Here is a 19,223-nt window from a genome sequence, read left to right as displayed (position 1 = left end):
CAGCGACCCATGGCCATGGCTGTCGAACGTCTTGAATCCTCCGGCGCGGGGAGCGCGACGCCGGGCGGCGCGCCCCTGGCGGACGCCATCGTGGACTGCGGCTGGGGCCGGCTGCTGTTCGCGCAGACCTTCGCCGAGCCCGCGGCGCTCGCGGAGGCGCTGCGGGACGAGGGACCGGACCGGCGCGACATCGCGGTCTATGTGGACGACCCGCATGTGCTGCTGGCGCAGGCGCCGCTGGAGCTGTTCCTCGACCCGAGCCACATGTTCCGTCTCCCCCTCGACCGGATGGAGCCGTCCAAGCGCGGCCAGCGCGCGTTCCAGGTGCGGCGGCTGGAGAGCGCGGTGGAGATCGACGCGGTGAACCGCATCTACGCGGCCCGGCACATGGTCTGCGCGCCCCGCGACTTTTACGAGCGTGAGCGCGACAGCGAGGTGGTGATCCATCTGGTGGCGGTCGATCCCCGCAGCCACGAGGTTCTGGGCGCCGTCACCGGCGTCGACCATGTGGCCGCCTTCGGCGATCAGGATCAGGGCTCGTCCCTGTGGTGCCTCGCGGTCGATCCGCAGGCCCGGCACCCCGGCGTCGGCGAGACGCTGGTGCGCCGCCTCGCGGAGCTGTTCAAGCAGCGCGGCCGGGCGTTCATGGACCTCTCGGTCATGCACGACAACGACCTCGCCATCGGGCTCTATGAGAAGCTCGGCTTCGCGCGGGTGCCGACCTTCTCGGTCAAGCGCCGCAACTCCATCAACGAGCGCCTGTTCGTGGGCGAGCCCGGCGTCGAGGGGCTGAACCCTTACGCCAAGCTGATCGTGGACGAGGCCCGCCGCCGGGGCATCGGCGTCGAGGTGGTGGACGCGGAGGGCGGCTTCTTCCGCCTCACCCATGGCGGACGCTCCATCCTGTGCCGGGAATCGCTGTCGGAGCTGACCACCGGCGTCGCCATGTCCATCTGCGACGACAAGGCGGTGACGCGCCGCACCGTGGAGCGCGCCGGCGTGGTCGCCCCCGACCAGATCGAGGCCGGCGACCGGGAGGCGCTCAACGCCTTCCTGCTCAGGCACGGCGCGGTGGTGGTGAAGCCCGCCCGCGGCGAGCAGGGCCGCGGCATTTCCGTCGGCCTCAGGACGCTGGAGGAGATCGAGGCCGCCATCGGCCAGGCCAAAGCCTTCTGCGACCGGGTGGTGGTGGAGGAGATGGTGGAGGGCCACGACCTCCGCCTGATCGTGATCGACTTCAAGCTGGTGGCCGCCGCGACCCGGCGCCCCGCGCAGGTGGTGGGCGACGGCCGCTCCACGCTGCTGAAGCTGATCGAGGCCCAGAGCCGCCGCCGTTCGGCCGCCACCGGCGGCGAGAGCGCCATCCCGCTCGACGCCGAGACCGAACGCTGCGTGCAGGCGGCCGGCTACCGCATGGACGATGTGCCCGCCGAGCACGAGACGGTGGTGGTGCGCAAGACCGCCAACCTCCACACCGGCGGCACCATCCACGACGTCACCGGCGTGGTGCATCCGCGCCTCGTGGAGGCGGCGGTGAAGGTGGCCCGCGCCATCGACATCCCCGTGGTGGGCGTCGACTTCATGGTGAAGTCGCCGCGGGAGCCGGACTACGCCTTCATCGAGGCCAACGAACGCCCCGGCCTCGCCAACCACGAGCCGCAGCCCACCGCCGAACGCTTCGTGGACCTGCTGTTCCCGCTGTCCGTGCCGGCCGCCGTGCGGCGGATCGGACTGGGGTGACGTTCGCCCCGGTCACGCCGCGGGCCGGGGCAGCGCCGGCGCCTCCGGCTCGTCGCGGGGGCCGACGAAGCGGCCGAAGACGCGGGCGAACAGGCGGCTGAGGTCGTCCATGATGGTGTAGACGGCCGGCACGAACACCAGGCTGAGCACGGTGGAGGCCAGCAGGCCGCCGATGACCGCGATCGCCATGGGGGCGCGGAACGATCCGCCCTCCCCCAGCGCCAGCGCGGACGGGACCATGCCCGCCGCCATGGCGATGGTGGTCATCACGATCGGCCGGGCGCGCTTGCGGCCCGCGTCCACCAGCGCGGTGGTCCGGTCGACGCCCTTCTGGGTCTCCTCGATGGCGAAGTCCACCAGCAGGATGGCGTTCTTGGTCACGATGCCCATGAGCATCAGGAAGCCGATCACCACCGGCAGGCTGACGGAGTTGTTGGTGGCGAGCAGCGCCAGCAGCGCGCCGCCGATGGACAGCGGCAGCGACATCAGGATGGTGACCGGCTGGGCCACGTCCGCGAACAGCAGCACCAGCACCGCGAACACCAGCAGCACGCCCGCCGCCATGGCGATGGCGAAGCCCGAGAACACCTCCTCCATGATCTCCACGTCGCCGAAGGGCTTCAGCGTCACGCCCTCGGGCAGGCTTTTGGCCGCGGGCAGCGCCATGACGGCGGAGAGCGCGTCGCCCAGCGCCACGCCGGGCGCCAGGTCGCCCTCGATGGCGATGCGGCCGTCGCGGTCGTAGCGCTCGATGCTGGTGGGGCCCTGTCCGAAGGCGATGTCGGCCACCGCCGACAGCGGCGCGTCGCCGCCGCCGTCCCGGCGCACGCTGAGCGTCTCGAAGGTGGAGAGGTCGGCGCGGGCGGCCTCGTCGAGCTGCACCCGGATGGGCACCTGCCGGTCGCCGGCGGAGAACTTGGCGAGGTTCTGCTCCACGTCGCCGATGGTGGCGATGCGCACGGTCTCGGCGATCTGCGCCGCGGACACGCCGAGCTCCGCCGCCTCGTCGAGCTTCGGCGTGATGCGGATCTCCGGCCGGTCGATGGCGGCGGTGGACACCACGTTCAGGAGCTGGGGCGCGCGGTCGCGCACCTGCTTCTCCAGCGCCACCGCGGCCCGCTCCACCGCCGCGCCGTCCGAGCCCGAGACGATCAGCGCGAACTCGCGCTGGCCGGCGTCGTTGCCGAAATTGGTGCGGATGTCGGGAATGCGCGCCAGTTCGCCGCGGAACGCGGCCTCGAACTGCTTCTGGGTCAGGGCGCGCTCGGAGCGGGGCTTCAGGTTGATCACCAGCACGCCCTTGCGCACCTCGCCGGAGCCGCTGGACGCCGGGCCGGCGGAGGCGCCCGATCCGATCGAGGCGTAGACCGAGGCCACCTCCGGCCGTTGCTTCAGCATCACGGCGATGCGGTTCGCCACCGCCTCCGACTGGGCGAGGGTCGAGCCCGGCGCGAGCTCCATGTTGAGGATGGAGCGCGAGGTGTCGTTCTCCGGCAGGAAGCCCGACGGCAGCAGCGCGGACAGCGCCAGCGAGCCCACGAACAGGCCGATGCCGAGCGCCACCGTGACGAAGCGCCAGCGCACCGAGGCCGAGACCAGCCGCGTGTAGGCGCGCATGATCAGGCCGTCCCTCTCGTCGTGAACGGCGTGCGGCCGCAGGAAGAAGGCGGCGAGCAGCGGCGTGATCAGCCGCGCCACCAGCAGCGAATAGGCCACCGCCACCGCCACCGTGATGCCGAACTGCTTGAAGTACTGGCCCGCGATGCCGCCCATGAAGCTGACGGGCAGGAACACGGCGATGATGGTGGCGGTGGTGGCGACCACCGCCAGACCGATTTCGTCCGCCGCTTCGATCGACGCCCGGTAGGGCGACTTCCCCATCCGCATGTGGCGGACGATGTTCTCGATCTCCACGATGGCGTCGTCCACCAGGATGCCGGTGACGAGGGTGATGGCGAGCAGGCTGACGCCGTTCAGCGAGAAACCCAGCGCCTCCATGGTCCAGAAGGTGGGCAGGATCGACAGCGGGATCGCCAGCGCCGAGATCAGGGTGGCGCGAAAGTCCCGCAGGAACAGGAACACCACCACCACCGCCAGCACGGCGCCCTCGATCAGGGTGTGCATGGCGGAGGTGTAGTCCGCCTTGGTGTAGCGCACCGTGGTGTCGATGGGCGTCACCGTCACGTCGGGATGGGCGGCCATGAAGGCCTTCAGCCTGGCGTCCGCGGCCTCGGCCACGGTCACGTCCGAGAAGCCCTTGGCGCGGTAGATTCCGAAGGCGACGATGGGCTTGCCGTCGAGCCTGGCCGAGATGCGGGGCTCCGCCGCGCCGTCGGTGACCGTGCCGAGGTCCGACAGCCGCGCCTCGCGCCCGCCGGGCAGAACGATGCGCGCCTCCGCCAGCTGGTCCACCGTGAGGGCGCCGGCCAGCGTCCGCACCGTCTGCTCCTGCGCGCCCACCTCGCCGCGGCCGCCCGCGAGGTCCACGTTGGTGGCCCGGAGCTGGGCGTTGACGTCGGCCGCGGTGACGCCCAGCGCCTGCAGCCGCGCCGGATCGAGCGCGACGCGGATCTCCCGGTCCACGCCGCCCTCGCGCCTCACCTGCGCCACGCCGCGCACGCCCTGCAGCGCGCGGATGACCTTGTCGTCCACGAACCAGCTCAGCTCCTCCGGCGTCATGGCGGGCGCGGAGGCGGCGTAGGTGGCGATGGCCATGCCCTCGATGTCGATGCGCTGGATCAGCGGCTCCTCGATCGACTGGGGCAGGTCGGTGCGGATCTTGGTGACGGCGTCGCGCACGTCGTTGACCGCGCGGTCCACGTTGGTCTCAAGCTGGAACTCGATCACCGTCAGGGACAGGCCGTCGCTCACCGCCGAGGTGATGTGCTTCACGCCCGGCAGGCCCGCGACCGTGGTCTCCACCCGTTTGGTGACCTGGATCTCCAGCTCGCTCGGCGCCGCGCCGGACTGGGTGATGGCCACCGAGACCAGCGGCAGGTCGATGTTGGGCATCCGCGTCACCGGCAGCGACGCGAAGGAGAACAGGCCGATCACCGTCAGCACCGCGAACAGCACCAGCGGCGGGATCGGCTTGCGGATCGACCAGGCGGAGACGTTCAGCGCCATGGGCTCAGTTCTCCGTCGCGGCCTGCTTCTGCGGCCGGGCGGGCGCCTCGGGCGCGACCGCGAGCACCCGGTCGCCGTCGCGCAGGAAGCCGCCGGCGCGGGCCACCAGCGTCTCGCCGGCCGTCACGCCGTCCGCGATCTCCACCCCGTCCGCGTCGCTGACGCCGAGCGTGACCGGCAGCTCCGCCACCACGCCGTCGCGCACCGCGAGCACGCGCGCGCCCTGCGCGCCGTAGAGCACCGCCGAGCGCGGCGCGGCCAGCGCCTGCCGCCGGGCGGTCTCCACAGCCGCGCGGGCGAACAGCCCGGCCCTGAGGTCCGGCTCGTCGGGGAGCGCCACGCGCACGAGGCCGAGCCGGGTCACGGCGTCCACCACCGGCTCCACCAGCCGCACCCGGCCCCAGACCGGATCGGGCAGGCCCGCGACCTCGACCCGGACCGGCTGGCCGGGCTTCAGCCCCGGCAGGCGGGTTTCGGGCACGCGGGCCACCAGTTCGATCGCGCCGTCGCGCACCAGCCGGAACAGCGGCTCGCCGCCCATGCCGACGATCTGGCCGACCCGGGCCGTGCGGGCGGACACCACGCCCGCCGCCGGCGCCTTCACCTCGGTGCGGGCGAGCCGCAGCTCGATCTCGCGCCCCTGCGCCTCGGCCAGCGCCTTGTCGGCCTCCGCCAGCTTGAGCGCCTCCCCTTGCGCGCGAAGGCGGGCGACGGCGACCTGCGCCGCGGTCTCCCGCGCCTGCAGCGTCTCGCCGGTGACGTTGCCCGAACTCTTGAGCTGCTGCGCCCGCTTCAGCGCCGCCTCGGCCTCGACCCGCGCGGCGTCCGCCTCGGCGATGGCCGCTCCGGCCTGGGCGACGGCGGCGTCCGCTTTCGCGACGGTGGAGCGGTTCTGCGCCAGCGCCACGTCGAGCATGTCGCGATCGAGCCGGGCGAGCGTCTGGCCCGCCTCCACCCGGTCCCCGGTCTCCACCAGATAGGCCTCGAGCCTGAGCCCGTCGATCTGGGCCCCGACCAGGATCTCGTCCCGCGCCGCCAGCGTGCCGGTGAGCGCGAGCTTCTGCACGATCTCCCGCCGGATCACGGGCGCGACCGTGACGGCGATCGCGCTCGGCCGCGCGGTCGCCGACGCCTCCGTCGGCGTCGCGGGACCGGCCGGCAGCAGATCGTCCCGGAACGCGTAGGCCGCGACGCCGGCGGCGATCAGCGTCAGGGCGAGGGCCTTGGGCCAGAGGCGGCGGGGTCGGGACGGGGTCACTGGCCGGGCTCCGGCTGGGCGGCGAGGAAGCGGCGCACCGAACGCTCGAACATGGGCGTCAGGCCGGAAAGATCGGCGCCGGGATCGAGCACGAGGCGGGTGGCGAGTCCGTCGGCCAGCGCGCTCAGCAGCCGCACCGCCTCCACCGCGTCGAGGGCGGGGTCGATCTGGCCCAGGTCCTGCCCGCGCCGCACCACCTGCACCAGAAGGCCCTGGATCTCCTGCTCGCAGCGCTCGTGGATGGCGTGGATGTGCGGGTTGCGCACCGCCTCCGCGCAGAGTTCGGCGTAGATCGGCAGGCCTTCGGTCTGCAAGGCCCCGGACATGAAGCGGACGCCCGCCTCCACCAGCGCGCCCACCACGTCCTCCGCCTGCAGCAGCGGCGCGAGCAGCTCCGGGACCTCGGCCCGGTCGCGCTCCACGATGGCCTCGATGATCGAATCCTTGGACGGGAAGTAGCGGTAGAGCCCGCCCGGGCTCATGCCCGCCTCGGCGCAGATCTGCTGCATGCTGGCGGCGTGGAACCCGCTGCGGGCGAAGCAGGCCACCGCCGCGTCCAGGATGCGGCGGCGCTGGTCGTCCGCTCGGCGGGCGCGCGGCGCGGAGGCGGATTCGGCGAGGGACATGCGGCGCAGCCTCAAGGAGACGAGAGCGAATGCTCGTTCGCATTTTTCATAGCGCAGCGCCGAGGGCCGCGCAAAGGGATTCCGCGCGAGCTCCGGAACGACTGCGAGACATTGGCGGGAAGGCTTTGTTAACCAAGTCTTAGGGTTAACGGATCATGACTGGGGCGACGCGGGAAGGCCGCGCAAAAACGCCGGTTCTGAGGACCAATCCATGCGGAGCAGCGCGCGCGGTCTGTTCGTCGGACGCTCCGTCGTCCTGCTGCTGGCGGCGTCAGCGCTCGCCGGCTGCATGGCCGACAGGGACGTGACCGGGTCGGTGATGCGCGCCAGCGCCTCGCGCGAGGTTTCGACCGCCGACCGGGAGGTCCAGCTTCGCCGCATGGCCGCGACCTATGCGGCGGCGTACGAGAAAACCCCCAACGACGCCGGCGCCGCTTACGCCTATGGCGTGACGCTGCGCGCGCTCGGCCAGCGGGCGCAGGCGCTGGCGGTGCTGGAGAGCGCCAGCATCCGTCACCCGGAGCAGCGCCAGATTCTGGCCGCCTACGGCCGCTCGCTGGCGGACGCCGGCCGGTTCGAGGACGCGCTGAAGGTTCTGGGCAAGGCCCATCTGCCGGAGCAGCCGGACTGGCGCATCCTGAACGCGCAAGGGGCGATCCTCGACCAGCTCGGCCGGCCGGCCGAGGCGCGGCGCTACTACGAGGCCGCGCTGAAGATCGCCCCGGGCGACCCGTCGATCCTGTCCAATCTCGGCCTGTCCTACGCGCTGGCGGGCGAGCCCGACAAGGCGGAGGCGGTGCTGCTGCAGGCGGCGGCGAGTCCGAAGGCCGACGACAAGGTGCGCGCCAACCTCGCCATGGTGCAGGGCCTGAAGAGCGCCGGCCCCGCGAAGAAGGCGTCGAGAGGGTAAGGGCTTTCGCGATCGTTCCGCATGGCCCGTCATGCCCGAGCGTGGTCATCGGGCATGACGGGAGTTTGAAGCGCGCGCTGCGGCGATCTTCAACCAGACTCTTCGCTTTCCCGCCCGTTCAGCTCGCGCCGAACGAGGCCTTTCCGCCATGGGCGGCGGACCATTCGGCGGGCTTGTTCAGGAAGGCTTCCACGTCGGCGAGCTTGCCGGCGTCGAACTTGCCGTCCTCCTTGGCCACCGCCAGCACGTCCCAGAAGGTGGCGAGCTCGTGCAGCTTCACGCCGATCCGCTCCATGGTCTGGCGGCTCTCGGGGAAGATGCCGTAGTGGAAGATGACGAAGGCGTGCTCCACGATCTGGCCCGCCTCGCGCAGCGCCTCGGCGAAGGCGACCTTGGAGCCGCCGTCGGTGGTGAGGTCCTCCACCAGGATGGTGCGCTGGCCGTCCACCACCGCGCCCTCAATGCGGGCGTTGCGGCCGAAGCCCTTGGGCTTCTTGCGCACGTAGAGCATGGGCAGCATCAGCCGCTCGGCGATCCAGGCGGCGAAGGGGATGCCGGCGGTCTCGCCGCCCGCCACCGCGTCCAGGCTCTCGTAGCCCGCCTCGCGCAGGATGGTGGCGGCGGCGTCGTCCATGAGCTGCTTGCGCAGCCGCGGGTAGGAGATCAGCTTGCGGCAGTCGGTGTAGACCGGGCTCGCCCAGCCCGAGGTGAAGATGAACGGCTCCTCGGGGCGGATGTGGATCGCGCCCACCTCCAGCATCATGCGCGCCACGCGGCGGCCGATGGCGTCGCGCGAGGCGAGGGGGGCGGAAGCGTCAGTCATGGCGGTCTCCGGCGCGGGGCGCGCGCGTGTTGGGCGGGATGCGGCGTCAGGCCGATCCGTTAGCGCGAAACCGCGCCGGAGGAAACGCCGGCGGCGCGGTTCAGGCCGCGGCCCGGGCCGGCTCCTCGATCACCGCCTCGAAGCCCTCGAACTGGGGGTGGCCGGCGTAGAGCGGCTTGTTCTGGCCCGCGTTGCGGTGCGCCTTGCGGAAGGCGTCGGAGCGGGTCCAGTTCTCGAAGTCCTCGCGGGAGCGCCACACGGTGTGCGAGGCGTAGAGCACCGTGTCGCCCTCCGCCGCCCCGCGCAGCAGATGGAACGCCACGAAGCCCGGAACCTCGTCCAGATGCCGGTCGCGCTCGCGCCACACGGTCTCGAACGCCTCGGCCTCGGCGGCGAACACCTTGAAACGGTTCATGGCCACGAACATCGCTCGTCCTCCTCATCGGTCCGCGTCAAAACGGCTCCCGTTCTATGTCGCAGAACGCGAGCCGTCTCGCAAAATGCGACGCGATTTGCGAGAGCCGCTCCAGCGCAACCCTCTATTTTGTGGTCCCGCCATGCTCCCGCCCCAATAGCTGGGGTTAAAGCCGCTTCACCACGTTTGGCAAAGCCCTTGCTGGTGTGGAGTCAGCCGGATCAGGTTGATGCGTACCGGCGTCTGTTCGGGCGGAAGGGGGGACGTCTCCAACCCCACGCGATCCCCTCTTCCGCGCCGACATCTCCCGTTTCCCCAACGCCCCGCTCTTGACGCCGCCCTGCGAAGCCCGGCACTCGCTGGGGCGTGCGGCGCGCCGTTTGGGCGCCGTCTTCAGGATACGGAGAGCCCCCATGACCGAGCCGGACACGGCGCCCGCCCGCCTCGCCTATGTGCGCGCCGCGCTCGCCAAAGCCGAGCGCGCCGCAGGGCGGCCCGCTGGCGACGTGACGCTGGTGGCGGTGTCCAAGACCTTCGACGCCGACGAGATCGCGCCCGTGCTCGACGCCGGGCAGCGGGCGTTCGGCGAGAACCGGGTGCAGGAGGCCAAGGCCAAGTGGCCCGGCCTGAAGGAGCGCTACGACGGCGTCGAACTCCATCTCATCGGGCCGCTGCAGTCCAACAAGGCGGCGGAGGCGGTGGCGCTGTTCGACGTGATCGAGAGCGTGGACCGGCCGAAGATCGCCGAGGCGCTGGCGAAGGAGATGGCGGCGCAGGGGCGCTCCCCCCGCCTGTTCGTGCAGGTGAACATCGGCTCCGAGCCCCAGAAGGCGGGCGTGGCGCCGGAGGAGGCCGACGCCTTCCTCGCCCGCTGCCGGGACGACCTCGGCCTGACGATCGAGGGGCTGATGTGCATCCCCCCCGCGGACGAGCCGCCGGCGCCGTTCTTCGCGCTGCTGGACCGGATCGCCGCGCGCAACGGCCTCGCCGGCCGCTCCATGGGCATGAGCGCCGACTTCGCGGACGCCGTGCCCTTCGGCGCCACCCACGTGCGGGTGGGCAGCGCCATCTTCGGGACCCGTCCGAAAGCCTGACGGGTCGGCCGGTTCAGGCCAGCAGGGCGGACAGCTCCTTGCGCACGTCGGCGCCAAGGTCGTCGCGCTCGAGCGCGTAGGCGAGGTTCGCGGTCAGGAAGCCGATCTTGGAGCCGGTGTCGAACACCCGGCCCTGGAAGGCGAAGCCCGAAAACGCCTGATCCTTGGCCAGCGTCAGCATGGCGTCGGTGAGCTGGATCTCGCCGCCGGCGCCCGCCTCCTGGCGCGCCAGCAGGTCGAAGATCTCGGGCTGCAGGATGTAGCGGCCGGAGATGGCGTAGTTGGACTGGGCCGTGCCGGGCTTCGGCTTCTCGACCATGGAGGTCATCTTGAAGCCCTTGCCCACCTTCTCGCCGGCGCCGACGATGCCGTACTGGTGCGTCTGGTCGTCGGGCACCTCATAGGTGGCGACCACGTTGCCGCCGGCCTCGCGGTAGACGTCCATCATCTCGGCGAGGCAGCCGCGCACGCCCTGGTGCAGCATGTCCGGCAGCAGCAGCGCGAAGGGCTCGCCGCCCACCAGATCGCGCGCGCACCACACCGCGTGGCCGAGGCCGAGCGGCTCCTGCTGGCGGGTGAAGCTGGTCTGGCCCGCGCCCGGCAGGTCCTCCTTCAGCAGCCGCAGCGCGTCGGTCTTGCCGCGGCGCTCCAGCGTGGCCTCGAGCTCGAACTGCTTGTCGAAATGGTCCTCGATCACGCCCTTGTTGCGGCCGGTCACGAAGATGAAATGCTCGATGCCCGCCTCGCGCGCCTCGTCCACCACATGCTGGATGACCGGCTTGTCGACGACCGTCAGCATCTCCTTCGGCACCGCCTTGGTGGCCGGCAGGAACCTTGTGCCGAGGCCGGCGACGGGGAACACGGCTTTGCGGATCGGACGGGGCATGAGATCTCCGGATCAGTGGTTTGGCCGGCCCGCGGAACGACGGATCGCCGAGGCCGGCGCGCGGATTTTGGAACGCCCGCTTCCCGCGTAAAGGCTTTGCCTCCGAAAGGCCAGCGCCGGCGCCGCTCACGGGCTCGGGAAGGCGCGGGCTTACGCAGTTAACCAGATGCAAACCATGGCGCGCGCTTTCTGAAGGCCGTATTCTCATGCCTCCTCAGGGGCCTTTAAGTCCGGGCGGCGCGCCCGCCGGGCATAAGGAGACCGAGCCATGACCGTGCGTCGCCGCACCTTCTGGCGGACCGCCGCCGCCCTCCTCCTCGCGTCCGCGACGGCGGCGCCGGCCATGGCCGGGCCGAACGACGCCCGCTTCTCAGCCTTCGTGCGGCAGCTGAAGCCGCAGGCGGTGGCGGCCGGCGTCAGCCCCGCGCTTTACGACCGCGCCTTCCGCGGCCTGACGGTGGACGAGGAGGCGATCGCCAAGTCGAAGTACCAGCCCGAGTTCAAGACCACGATCGCGCAGTATGTGGACACGCGCGTCTCCGACACCCGCATCAACGCAGGTCGGCAGAACCTCGCCCAGTGGTCCGACACGCTGGCGCGGATCGAGCGCGCCTACGGCGTCGACCGCTCGGTGGTGCTGGCGGTGTGGGGCATCGAGACCAATTACGGCGCGACCACCGGCAACCACAACGTGATCGCGGCGCTGGCGACGCTCGCCTGCTGCCAGACCCGCCGGCCGGAGTTCTTCCGCCGGGAGCTGATCGGCGCGCTGCAGATCCTGCAGCAGGGCCATGTGGCGCCGGAGAACATGAACGGCTCCTGGGCCGGCGCCATGGGCCACACCCAGTTCATGCCGACCAGCTTCAAGGCCTACGCCGCCGACGCCAACGGCGACGGCCGCCGCGACATCTGGGGCTCGATCCCGGACGCGCTGGCCTCCACAGCCAACTATCTCAAGAAGCACGGCTGGCGCTCGGGCGAGACCTGGGGCTACGAGGTGATCGTCCCCCGCGGGACCAAGGCCGGCGCCCGCAGGACGCTCGCCCAGTGGCAGGCGGCGGGCGTGCGCCGGGTGGCGGGAACCGGCTTCCCCAACGGGGCGTCGCCCGCCACGCTGCTGCAGCCGGGCGGCCCCAACGGCCCGTCCTTCCTGATGCTGAACAACTTCCGCGTCATCAAGCGCTACAACAACGCGGATTCCTACGCCCTCGCCGTGGGGCATCTGGCCGACCGCATCCGCGGCGGCGGCCCGTTCGTCACGCCGTGGCCGAACCACGACAAGCCGCTCGACGAGACGGAGCGGCTGGAGCTTCAGGCGCTGCTGCTGCGCCGCGGCTTCAACATCGGCGAGCCGGACGGCAAGATCGGGCCCGCCACCCGCGACGCCATCACGTCGTACCAGCAGGCGCAGGGCCTTGCGCCCGACGGTTACGCGGGCGTCTCGCTGCTGCGCCACCTGCGCCGGGCGCGGTGACGGGCGGCGCGCCCGCGGGACAGGCCGGACAGGGCGTGATAGCCTGATCAGCATGATACGGCTCCCCCGGATCGTCCGCGTCGTCCTGAGCCTCCTCCTCGCCGCCGCGGGCCTCGCGGCGGCGGCGCCCGCGTCTGCGCAGGAGGGCTACTACCGGCGCTCCTACGACGACGGGCGCGCCTACGAGCGGGTCTATCGCGAACCCCGCTACGGCCGCCGCGTCTACGAGGACGAGGACGACCGCGCCTTCCGGCAGCGCATGCGCGCCTATCAGCGCGAGCAGGCCTACCGCCGGGAGGCGGCCCAGCGGCGGGGCTACGACCCGCGGCGGCGGGCGGAGCCGGACCGCCCCAACTTCATCCAGCGCCTGTTCGGCCGCCGGACCCAGCCGGACCCCGGCGCCTGGAGCGCCCGCACCGACCCGGGCGCGGTCGAGGTCCGGCCGCGGCCGAACCGCGTGCGCCGCAAGCCGGCCGCCCCTGCGCCCGTGGAGGCCGCGCCGACGCCCGCGCCGGAGATCGCGCAGCCGGCGGCGCCGGCGGTCGCCCCGACCACCTTCGTGGCGGTGATCGGCGACAGCATCGCCGACGGCCTGGCGACGGGGCTCGGCGACGCCTTCGCCGACGCTCCCGAGCTTGGCGTCAAGCGCTACGTCAAGGCCAACGCCGGGCTGGTGCGGACCGATTACCACGACTTCGTCGCCGCGGCGCGGGAGGCGGTCTCGGCCGGCCCCCTCGCCTACGCCGTCATCGACGTGGGCGTGAACGACCGCCAGCCCTTCCTCGACGCCCGCGATCTGGCGCCGCTGTCGCCCGGCTGGAAGCGGCTCTACGTCGCCCGGATCGACGCCCTGCTGGCCCCCTTCCGGGAGAAGAACGTGCCCGTCTACTGGGTCGGCCTCGCCCCCAGCGAAAGCGTCCGGGCGAGTTCCGACCACATCGCCCTCAACGCGCTGGCGCGGGAGCGGGTGGAGGCCGCCGGCGGAACCTATGTGGACGTCTGGGAAGGCTTCGTGGACGAGAACGGCGACTACGCCGCGGTCGGCCCCCAGCTCGACGGCCGCACCGGCCGGCTCCGGCTCGACGACGGCGTGCATTTCTCCAAGGCCGGCGCGCGCAAGCTCGCGCATTACGTGGAGCAGGAGCTGCGCAAGACCTTCAAGCCGAAAGCGCCCGCCGAGGCCTTGGCGGCGGCGCCTGCGGACGGCGGTCTCGGCGCGCCACCGGAGGCCGCCCGGCCGAAGCCGCTCGCCGGCCCGCTGGTGGTGCTCACCGCCGGCCCCCGCGCCTCGGAAGGCGGCGCGCTGCTGGACGCCGCGCAGAAGGGCGACCGCCCCGCGTCCGAGCGCCGGGAGGCGCCCGAAGCCGCACCGGGCCGCATCGACGACCACCGCTGGCCGCCCACGCCGTGACGCCTCAGCGCACGCTCAGCACCGTGTCGAGGCTGACGCGCTCCTGCCAGCCGGCGCGGACCAGCTCCGGATCGTCGTGCTCCTCCTGGGGGAGGCCCAGACAGAGATAGGCGATCAGCCGCCACGCCGCGGGCGCGTCCAGCAGGGCGTGGATGCGATCGGGATCGAGGATCGACACCCAGCCGAGGCCGATCCCTTCCGCGCGGGCCGCGAGCCACAGCGTCGCCACCGCCCCCACCGCCGAATAGGCCAGCGTCTCCGGCATGGTGGCGCGGCCGAGGCCGCAGCCGAGCTCCGTCTCCCCGTCGCAGAACACCGCGAGATGGACCGGGGCCTCCCTCATGCCTTCGAGCTTCAGCGAACGGTAGAGCGCGGCGCGCTCGCCGTCATAGCTCTCCGCCGCCGCGGCGTTGGCGGCGAGGCAGTTCTCCCGCGCCGCCCGGCGCAGCTCGGGGCTCTCCACCAGCACGAACCGCCAGGGCTGGCTGTTGCCCACCGAAGGCGACAGAACGGCGAGCCGCAGCAGCCGGCGCACCGTCTCGGGCGCGACCGGATCGCTCCGGAACCGCCGCACGTCCCGCCGCCACGCGATCAGCTCGGCGAGCCGGTCGCGGAAGGCGGCGTCGAATACGGGGGCGGCGTTCGACGTCACGCCGTCTCCCGCGCCAGATCGGCCAGCAGGCTCGCGGCCACCGACAGCCGGGCGAGCGTGACGCCCGAGCCCGCGATCTCCGCCACCGCCTTGCGCACCCGGCCTGCGTCCGGCGAGGCCTCCGCCCAGACCGCCACCGCCTCCGGCCCGGAGGCGCCCGGCGCGGCGTTCAGCGCCGCGACCGCCATGGCGCGGGCGGCGAAGCCGATCTGGTCGCGGGCGCGGTCGAGCGCCAGACGCTCGTAATAGTCGGTGGCGGTGATGGCCTGCGCGGCGAGGATGACGCGGCCGAGCTGGAACAGGTCCGCCACCGCGAACAGGGTGGCCGCCGCCTCGCCGATGGGACGGCCCGCCTTCTCCGCCACCAGCACGGCGTCGGGCGCGCCTTCGAGCGCGAGCAGACCGGACAGGCGCACGGCCAGCGCGTGGGGGACGCCGGCGCGGGCGAGCTCCGTGGCGCGGGCCGAACGGCGACCGGCGGCGTCGGGGCCGAGCGCGGCGTCAAGGTCGGCGGCCACCGCCTCCACCCCGTCGCGAAACCGCTCGGCGGTCGCCGCCACGTCGCTCTCCACGTCCACGTTGCTCAGGAACCAGATCATGCGGCGCAGCAGCAGGTCGCTCAAGCCGTCGTAAAGTTCGAGTTGCAGCGCCCCGGGCACGCGGTTGTCGAGCGCGTCGATCTCCGCCTTCAGCCCGTCGAGATCGTAGGCGCGGGCCACCACCGCATAGGCCGCGGCGATGCGGGCCGGCGGCGCGCCGGTCTGGTCCGCCAGCCGGACCGCCAGCGCCGGGCCGCCGTGGTTGATCATGACGTTGGCGAGCGCCGTCGCCACGATCTCCCGCCGGAGCCGGTGATTGAGGATCGCGTCGCGGAACCGCTCGCGCATCAGGGTCGGGAAATAGCCCAGGAGGATGGCCTCGAACGCGGGATCGTCCGGCGCGCCGGACGCAAGCAGATCGTCATAAAGCGCGATCTTGGCCCAGGCCAGCAGCACGGCGATTTCGGGCCGCGTCAGCGGGTCGCCGGCCCGGCCGCGCTCGGCGAGCGCGGCGTCGTCCGGCAGGACCTCCACCGCGCGGTTGAGCAGCCCGCGCGCCTCCAGCGCCTGCATCAGCCGGGTCTGGAACCCGGCCTCCTCCACGCCGGAGCGCTGGGCGAGCGACAGCGCCAGCGTCTGGTCGTAATTGTTGGCGAGCACCAGCGCCGCCACCTCGTCGGTCATCTCCACGAGGATGCGGTCGCGCTGGTCCCGGGCCAGCGCGCCGTCGCGCAGCAGCCCGGCGAAGGCGATCTTGACGTTCACCTCCACGTCGGACGTGTTCACGCCGGCGGAGTTGTCGATGGCGTCGGTGTTGATCCGCACGCCCTTGCGGGCCGCCTCGATGCGCCCCTTCTGGGTGACGCCGAGATTGGCGCCCTCCCCCACCACCTTGACCCGAAGCTCCGAGGCCGCCACCCGCACCGCGTCGTTGACCCGGTCGCCCGCCTGCTCGTCGGTCTCCGAGCCGGCCCGCACATAGGTGCCGATGCCGCCGAACCACAACAGGTCGGCGGGCGCCTTCAGGATGGCGCTGATCACCTGCTGCGGCGTGGCGCTCGGCCGGTCGAAGCCGAGCGCGGCGCGGACCTCCTCCGACAGCGGGATGGTCTTGAGCGCGCGGGAGAACACGCCGCCGCCTTTGGAGATCCTGGCGCGGTCGTAATCGGCCCAGCTCGACCGGGGCAGCGCGAACAGCCGCCGGCGCTCCTCGAACGAGACCGCGGGGTCCGGGTCGGGATCGAGGAAGATGTCCCGGTGGTCGAAGGCCGCGATCAGCCGGATCTTCTCCGACAGCAGCATGCCGTTGCCGAACACGTCGCCGGACATGTCGCCGACGCCGACCACGGTGAAGGGCGTGGCCTGGATGTCCACGTCCATCTCGCGGAAATGCCGCTTCACCGCCTCCCAGGCGCCGCGGGCGGTGATGCCCATGCCCTTGTGGTCGTAGCCGGCCGAGCCGCCGGAGGCGAAGGCGTCGCCCAGCCAGAATCCCCGCGCCTCGGCGATGCCGTTGGCCGTGTCCGAGAAGGTGGCGGTGCCCTTGTCGGCCGCCACCACCAGATAGGGGTCGTCGCCGTCGTGGCGCACCACGTCGCGGGGCGGGACGATGTCGTCCTTTTCGAGGTCGTCGGTCACGTCCAGCAGCGCGTTGATGAACAGCGTGTAGGCGGCCGTTCCTTCCGCGAGCCACGCGTCGCGGGGACCGGCGGGCAGGCGCTTCGGCACGAAGCCGCCCTTGGCGCCCACCGGCACGATGACCGCGTTCTTCACCTGCTGCGCCTTCACGAGACCGAGCACCTCGGTGCGGAAGTCCTGCGGCCGGTCGGACCAGCGCAGGCCGCCCCGCGCCACCTTGCCGAAGCGCAGATGCACGCCCTCCACCCGCGGCGCGCTGACGAAGATCTCGTAGAGCGGCCTCGGCTCGGGCAGGTCCTCCACCTTGCGGCTCTCGAACTTGAAGGCGAGCGTGGCCCCCTCGTCCCCGGCCCGGTAGGCGCTGGTGCGCTGGCAGGCCTGGATGAGGTTGAGGAACTTCCGGACGATGCGGTCCTCGTCGAGGCTCTCCACCGCGCCGAGCGCCTCCTCGATCCCGGCCGCGATCTCGGCCTCGCGCGCGGCGCGGTCGCCCTCGAACGCCGGATCGAACCGGACCCGGAACAGCGCGGACAGCTGCCCCGCGATCGCTGCGTGCCGGGTCAGCGTGGCCCACATGTAGTCCTGATCGTACGGCGCGCGGGCCTGACGGAGATAGCGCGACAGGGCGCGGATCAGCGCGATCTCGCGCAGGTCGAGGCCCGCCTCCAGCGCCAGCGCGTCGTAGCCGTCGCTGTCCACCGTCATGTTCAGCGCCGCAAGCAGCAGCGCCTCCAGCCTATCGTCCAGCTCCGGCGTCAGCGCGATCGCGCCGCCCTGGGCCCGCTCCAGCGCCATGTCGTGGATCCAGACCCGGCCGTCCTCGCCCCGCCCCGCCGGCTCGCTGCGGTAGGAGCGTTCGTCGATCACCCGGAAGCCCATGTTCTCCAGCAGCGGCACCCGGCGCGACAGCGGCACGGGCGCGCCGCGGGCGAACACCTTGAGCCGGAGCCCCGCCTCGTCGTCGCGCACGTAGAAGTCGACCGCGAAGGGCGCCTCCGCCGACAGGCGCTCCATGTGGCCGATGTCGGTCACGGCCTCGGCCGCGCCGGCGCGGGCCTCGTAGCCGCGGCCGAAGGCGTGGCCGTAGACCTGCGCCAGCCGGCGCGCCTCACCGCCGGGCCGGGCGCGGGCGAGCTCGGCCTTCAGCCGGTCCGCCCAGGTGGCGACGAGGGCGGCGAGCTCCGCGTCCAGCGTCTCCGCATCGGGCTCCGGAACGTCGCGGCCCTCGAGCCCGATGATGAACTGCACCCGCGCCAGCGGCCCTTCCGGGAAGCCCGGAGAATAGGCGGTGACATGGCCGCCGAAACGTTCGGCCAGATGCGCGCCGATGCGCACGCGAACGGCCGTGTCGTAGCGCTCGCGCGGCACGTAGACGAGGACGGAGACGAAGCGGTCGAAGCGGTCCCGCCGCACGATCGCCTGCACCCGCGGCCGCTCCATCAGGTTCAGGATGCGGAGCGCGGTGTCGTAGAGCGTGTCCGCGTCGGTCTGGAACAGCTCGTCGCGGGGATGCGCCTCCAGCGCCGCGGCGAGCGACTTGCCGGAGTGGCTGTCCGGGTCGAAGCCCGCCCGCCGGGTGACCAGATCCACCTTGCGGCGGATGAAGGGCGTGGACCGCGCCGGGCGCGTCAGGGCGGTTGGCGCGAACAGGCCCACGATCCGCAGCTCGCCGGTGACGCGGCCCTGCGCGTCGAAACTCTTCACGCCCACGTAGTCCAGATGCCGGCGGCGGAACACCCGCGAGCGCACGCTCGCCTTGGTGACGATCAGCGGCTTCGGCTCGTGGAAGAAGGCGCGGATCTCGGGCGTGAAATGCACCAGCTCCCCGCCCCGCTGCAGCACCCGGGCGGCGGGATCGCGCAGCAGGCCGAGCCCGGTGTCGATCAGGGGCTCAAGCCGCTCATCCTCGCCTTGGCCCTCGAAGGCGTAGGCGCGCACCCCCAGCAGCACGAAATCATCCGTCAGCAGCCAGTCGAGAAATTGGGCCGCCTCCGCCAGATCCTCCACGTTCAGCGGCGGCGTCTCCCGGAGGGCGGCGACGGCGGCGCGGACCGCCCCGCGCATGGCCTCGTGATCGCCCTGAGCGACGCGCACGTCGGCGAGCACCCGGTCCAGCGCCGCGGCCAGCTCCGCCCGCGCCTCATCGCCGTCGACGCGGTCCACATGCAGGTGGATCAGGCTTTCCCGCGGCGTGTCCTCCAGCTCGACGCGGTTGGCGTCGCCGAGGAAGCGCGTGAGCCGGCCCTCGGCGTCGCGTTCGGCCGCAAGGATCGGATGCAGCACCAGCCGCGGCGCGATCCCGCGCTCGGCCAGCTCCGCCACCACGCTGTCCACCAGATAGGGCATGTCGTCGTTGACGATCTCGATCACGGTGGTCTCGCCCGCAGGGCCGAGATCGGGATCGGACAGGCGGATGTCGTGGGCGCCCGGCCTCCGGCTTTCGAAGTGCCGCCACGCCCCGCGCGCCAGGGCCGCGAGCGCGGCGGCGTCGAGGGTCGCGAGATCGGCGGCGCCCGCCTGGGCGAACAGCGCCTCCACGAAGGCGGTCGGCGGGCCGTCGCCGCCGGCCGCGGCCTCCCCCGCCTCGGCGATCCGCTTGATCCGGATGGCTTCGCTCCGCGGCATGCCTGC

Annotated in this window: 13 protein-coding genes; 5 read left to right on the top strand and 8 right to left on the bottom strand. The window is 72.4% G+C overall.

Annotation, left to right across the window (positions count from 1 at the left end; genetic code table 11):
- Positions 1–9: 9 nt before the first annotated feature.
- Positions 10–1,740, top strand: a complete 1,731-nt coding sequence (gene ngg / locus PKE85_RS00355) for an N-acetylglutaminylglutamine synthetase (protein ID WP_428981297.1) — start codon at positions 10–12, stop codon at positions 1,738–1,740.
- Between the two features lie 12 nt (positions 1,741–1,752).
- Here the strand turns inward: ngg and PKE85_RS00350 are convergent, their stop codons facing one another.
- Genes PKE85_RS00350 through PKE85_RS00340 form a run of 3 tightly spaced genes read right to left on the bottom strand, consistent with a single transcriptional unit; the run spans position 1,753 to position 6,750 of the window.
- On the bottom strand, positions 1,753–4,866 hold the full coding sequence (locus PKE85_RS00350; protein ID WP_271202800.1) for an efflux RND transporter permease subunit: 3,114 nt from the start codon (positions 4,864–4,866) through the stop codon (positions 1,753–1,755).
- 4 nt (positions 4,867–4,870) lie between these two features.
- Positions 4,871–6,124: an efflux RND transporter periplasmic adaptor subunit gene (locus PKE85_RS00345; RefSeq protein ID WP_271202799.1), complete on the bottom strand. Its 1,254-nt coding sequence runs from the start codon at positions 6,122–6,124 to the stop codon at positions 4,871–4,873.
- Positions 6,121–6,750 (bottom strand): TetR/AcrR family transcriptional regulator, encoded by a 630-nt coding sequence (locus PKE85_RS00340; protein WP_271202798.1) that lies wholly within the window; start codon positions 6,748–6,750, stop codon positions 6,121–6,123. The genes PKE85_RS00345 and PKE85_RS00340 overlap by 4 nt, the downstream gene beginning before the upstream one ends.
- Before the next feature lie 211 nt (positions 6,751–6,961).
- Here PKE85_RS00340 and PKE85_RS00335 point away from each other — a divergent pair, with 211 nt between their 5' ends.
- A complete protein-coding gene (locus PKE85_RS00335) occupies positions 6,962–7,660 on the top strand; it encodes a tetratricopeptide repeat protein (protein WP_271202797.1) in 699 nt (232 codons plus the stop codon).
- 118 nt (positions 7,661–7,778) lie between these two features.
- Here the strand turns inward: PKE85_RS00335 and PKE85_RS00330 are convergent, their stop codons facing one another.
- Positions 7,779–8,483: an orotate phosphoribosyltransferase gene (locus tag PKE85_RS00330; protein WP_271202796.1), complete on the bottom strand. Its 705-nt coding sequence runs from the start codon at positions 8,481–8,483 to the stop codon at positions 7,779–7,781.
- Between the two features lie 100 nt (positions 8,484–8,583).
- Positions 8,584–8,910 (bottom strand): heme-degrading protein HmuQ, encoded by a 327-nt coding sequence (hmuQ, locus tag PKE85_RS00325; RefSeq protein ID WP_271202795.1) that lies wholly within the window; start codon positions 8,908–8,910, stop codon positions 8,584–8,586.
- A 401-nt stretch (positions 8,911–9,311) separates the two neighbouring features.
- Here hmuQ and PKE85_RS00320 point away from each other — a divergent pair, with 401 nt between their 5' ends.
- The gene (locus tag PKE85_RS00320; RefSeq protein ID WP_271202794.1) at positions 9,312–9,992 is read left to right on the top strand and encodes a YggS family pyridoxal phosphate-dependent enzyme; all 681 of its coding nucleotides are present in this window, start codon (positions 9,312–9,314) and stop codon (positions 9,990–9,992) included.
- Positions 9,993–10,005: 13 nt separating this feature from the next.
- Here PKE85_RS00320 and galU read toward each other — a convergent pair whose 3' ends face one another.
- Entirely contained in the window at positions 10,006–10,878 is an 873-nt protein-coding gene (galU, locus tag PKE85_RS00315; RefSeq protein WP_271202793.1) for a UTP--glucose-1-phosphate uridylyltransferase GalU, read from the bottom strand.
- A 268-nt stretch (positions 10,879–11,146) separates the two neighbouring features.
- Between galU and PKE85_RS00310 the strand changes: the two genes are divergently transcribed.
- Positions 11,147–12,352 (top strand): lytic murein transglycosylase, encoded by a 1,206-nt coding sequence (locus PKE85_RS00310; protein WP_271202792.1) that lies wholly within the window; start codon positions 11,147–11,149, stop codon positions 12,350–12,352.
- Between the two features lie 52 nt (positions 12,353–12,404).
- The gene (locus PKE85_RS00305) at positions 12,405–13,763 is read left to right on the top strand and encodes an SGNH/GDSL hydrolase family protein (protein WP_271202791.1); all 1,359 of its coding nucleotides are present in this window, start codon (positions 12,405–12,407) and stop codon (positions 13,761–13,763) included.
- A gap of 4 nt (positions 13,764–13,767) precedes the next feature.
- On the opposite strand, the gene bluB is transcribed toward PKE85_RS00305, so the two are convergent.
- Together bluB and PKE85_RS00295 are read right to left on the bottom strand one after the other, a co-directional pair.
- Positions 13,768–14,415, bottom strand: a complete 648-nt coding sequence (bluB, locus tag PKE85_RS00300) for a 5,6-dimethylbenzimidazole synthase (protein WP_271202790.1) — start codon at positions 14,413–14,415, stop codon at positions 13,768–13,770.
- Positions 14,412–19,217, bottom strand: a complete 4,806-nt coding sequence (locus tag PKE85_RS00295) for an NAD-glutamate dehydrogenase (RefSeq protein ID WP_271202789.1) — start codon at positions 19,215–19,217, stop codon at positions 14,412–14,414. The genes bluB and PKE85_RS00295 overlap by 4 nt, the downstream gene beginning before the upstream one ends.
- Positions 19,218–19,223 lie beyond the last annotated feature (6 nt).

This window comes from Methylopila jiangsuensis, assembly GCF_027922305.1.
In the GTDB taxonomy this organism is placed as follows: Bacteria; Pseudomonadota; Alphaproteobacteria; order Rhizobiales; family Methylopilaceae; genus Methylopila; species Methylopila jiangsuensis.
This window is presented reverse-complemented; position numbering and strand designations above follow the sequence as displayed.

What these genes read in the sequence shown, in the direction of transcription:
- PKE85_RS00335 (WP_271202797.1), top strand. Translation starts at nt 6,962, where the DNA reads ATGCGGAGCAGCGCGCGCGGTCTGTTCGTCGGACGCTCCGTCGTCCTG.
- PKE85_RS00295 (WP_271202789.1), bottom strand. Translation starts at nt 19,217, where the DNA reads ATGCCGCGGAGCGAAGCCATCCGGATCAAGCGGATCGCCGAGGCGGGG.
- galU (WP_271202793.1), bottom strand. Translation starts at nt 10,878, where the DNA reads ATGCCCCGTCCGATCCGCAAAGCCGTGTTCCCCGTCGCCGGCCTCGGC.
- PKE85_RS00310 (WP_271202792.1), top strand. Translation starts at nt 11,147, where the DNA reads ATGACCGTGCGTCGCCGCACCTTCTGGCGGACCGCCGCCGCCCTCCTC.
- PKE85_RS00340 (WP_271202798.1), bottom strand. Translation starts at nt 6,750, where the DNA reads ATGTCCCTCGCCGAATCCGCCTCCGCGCCGCGCGCCCGCCGAGCGGAC.
- PKE85_RS00350 (WP_271202800.1), bottom strand. Translation starts at nt 4,866, where the DNA reads ATGGCGCTGAACGTCTCCGCCTGGTCGATCCGCAAGCCGATCCCGCCG.
- ngg (WP_428981297.1), top strand. Translation starts at nt 10, where the DNA reads ATGGCCATGGCTGTCGAACGTCTTGAATCCTCCGGCGCGGGGAGCGCG.
- PKE85_RS00320 (WP_271202794.1), top strand. Translation starts at nt 9,312, where the DNA reads ATGACCGAGCCGGACACGGCGCCCGCCCGCCTCGCCTATGTGCGCGCC.
- PKE85_RS00305 (WP_271202791.1), top strand. Translation starts at nt 12,405, where the DNA reads ATGATACGGCTCCCCCGGATCGTCCGCGTCGTCCTGAGCCTCCTCCTC.
- PKE85_RS00330 (WP_271202796.1), bottom strand. Translation starts at nt 8,483, where the DNA reads ATGACTGACGCTTCCGCCCCCCTCGCCTCGCGCGACGCCATCGGCCGC.
- hmuQ (WP_271202795.1), bottom strand. Translation starts at nt 8,910, where the DNA reads ATGTTCGTGGCCATGAACCGTTTCAAGGTGTTCGCCGCCGAGGCCGAG.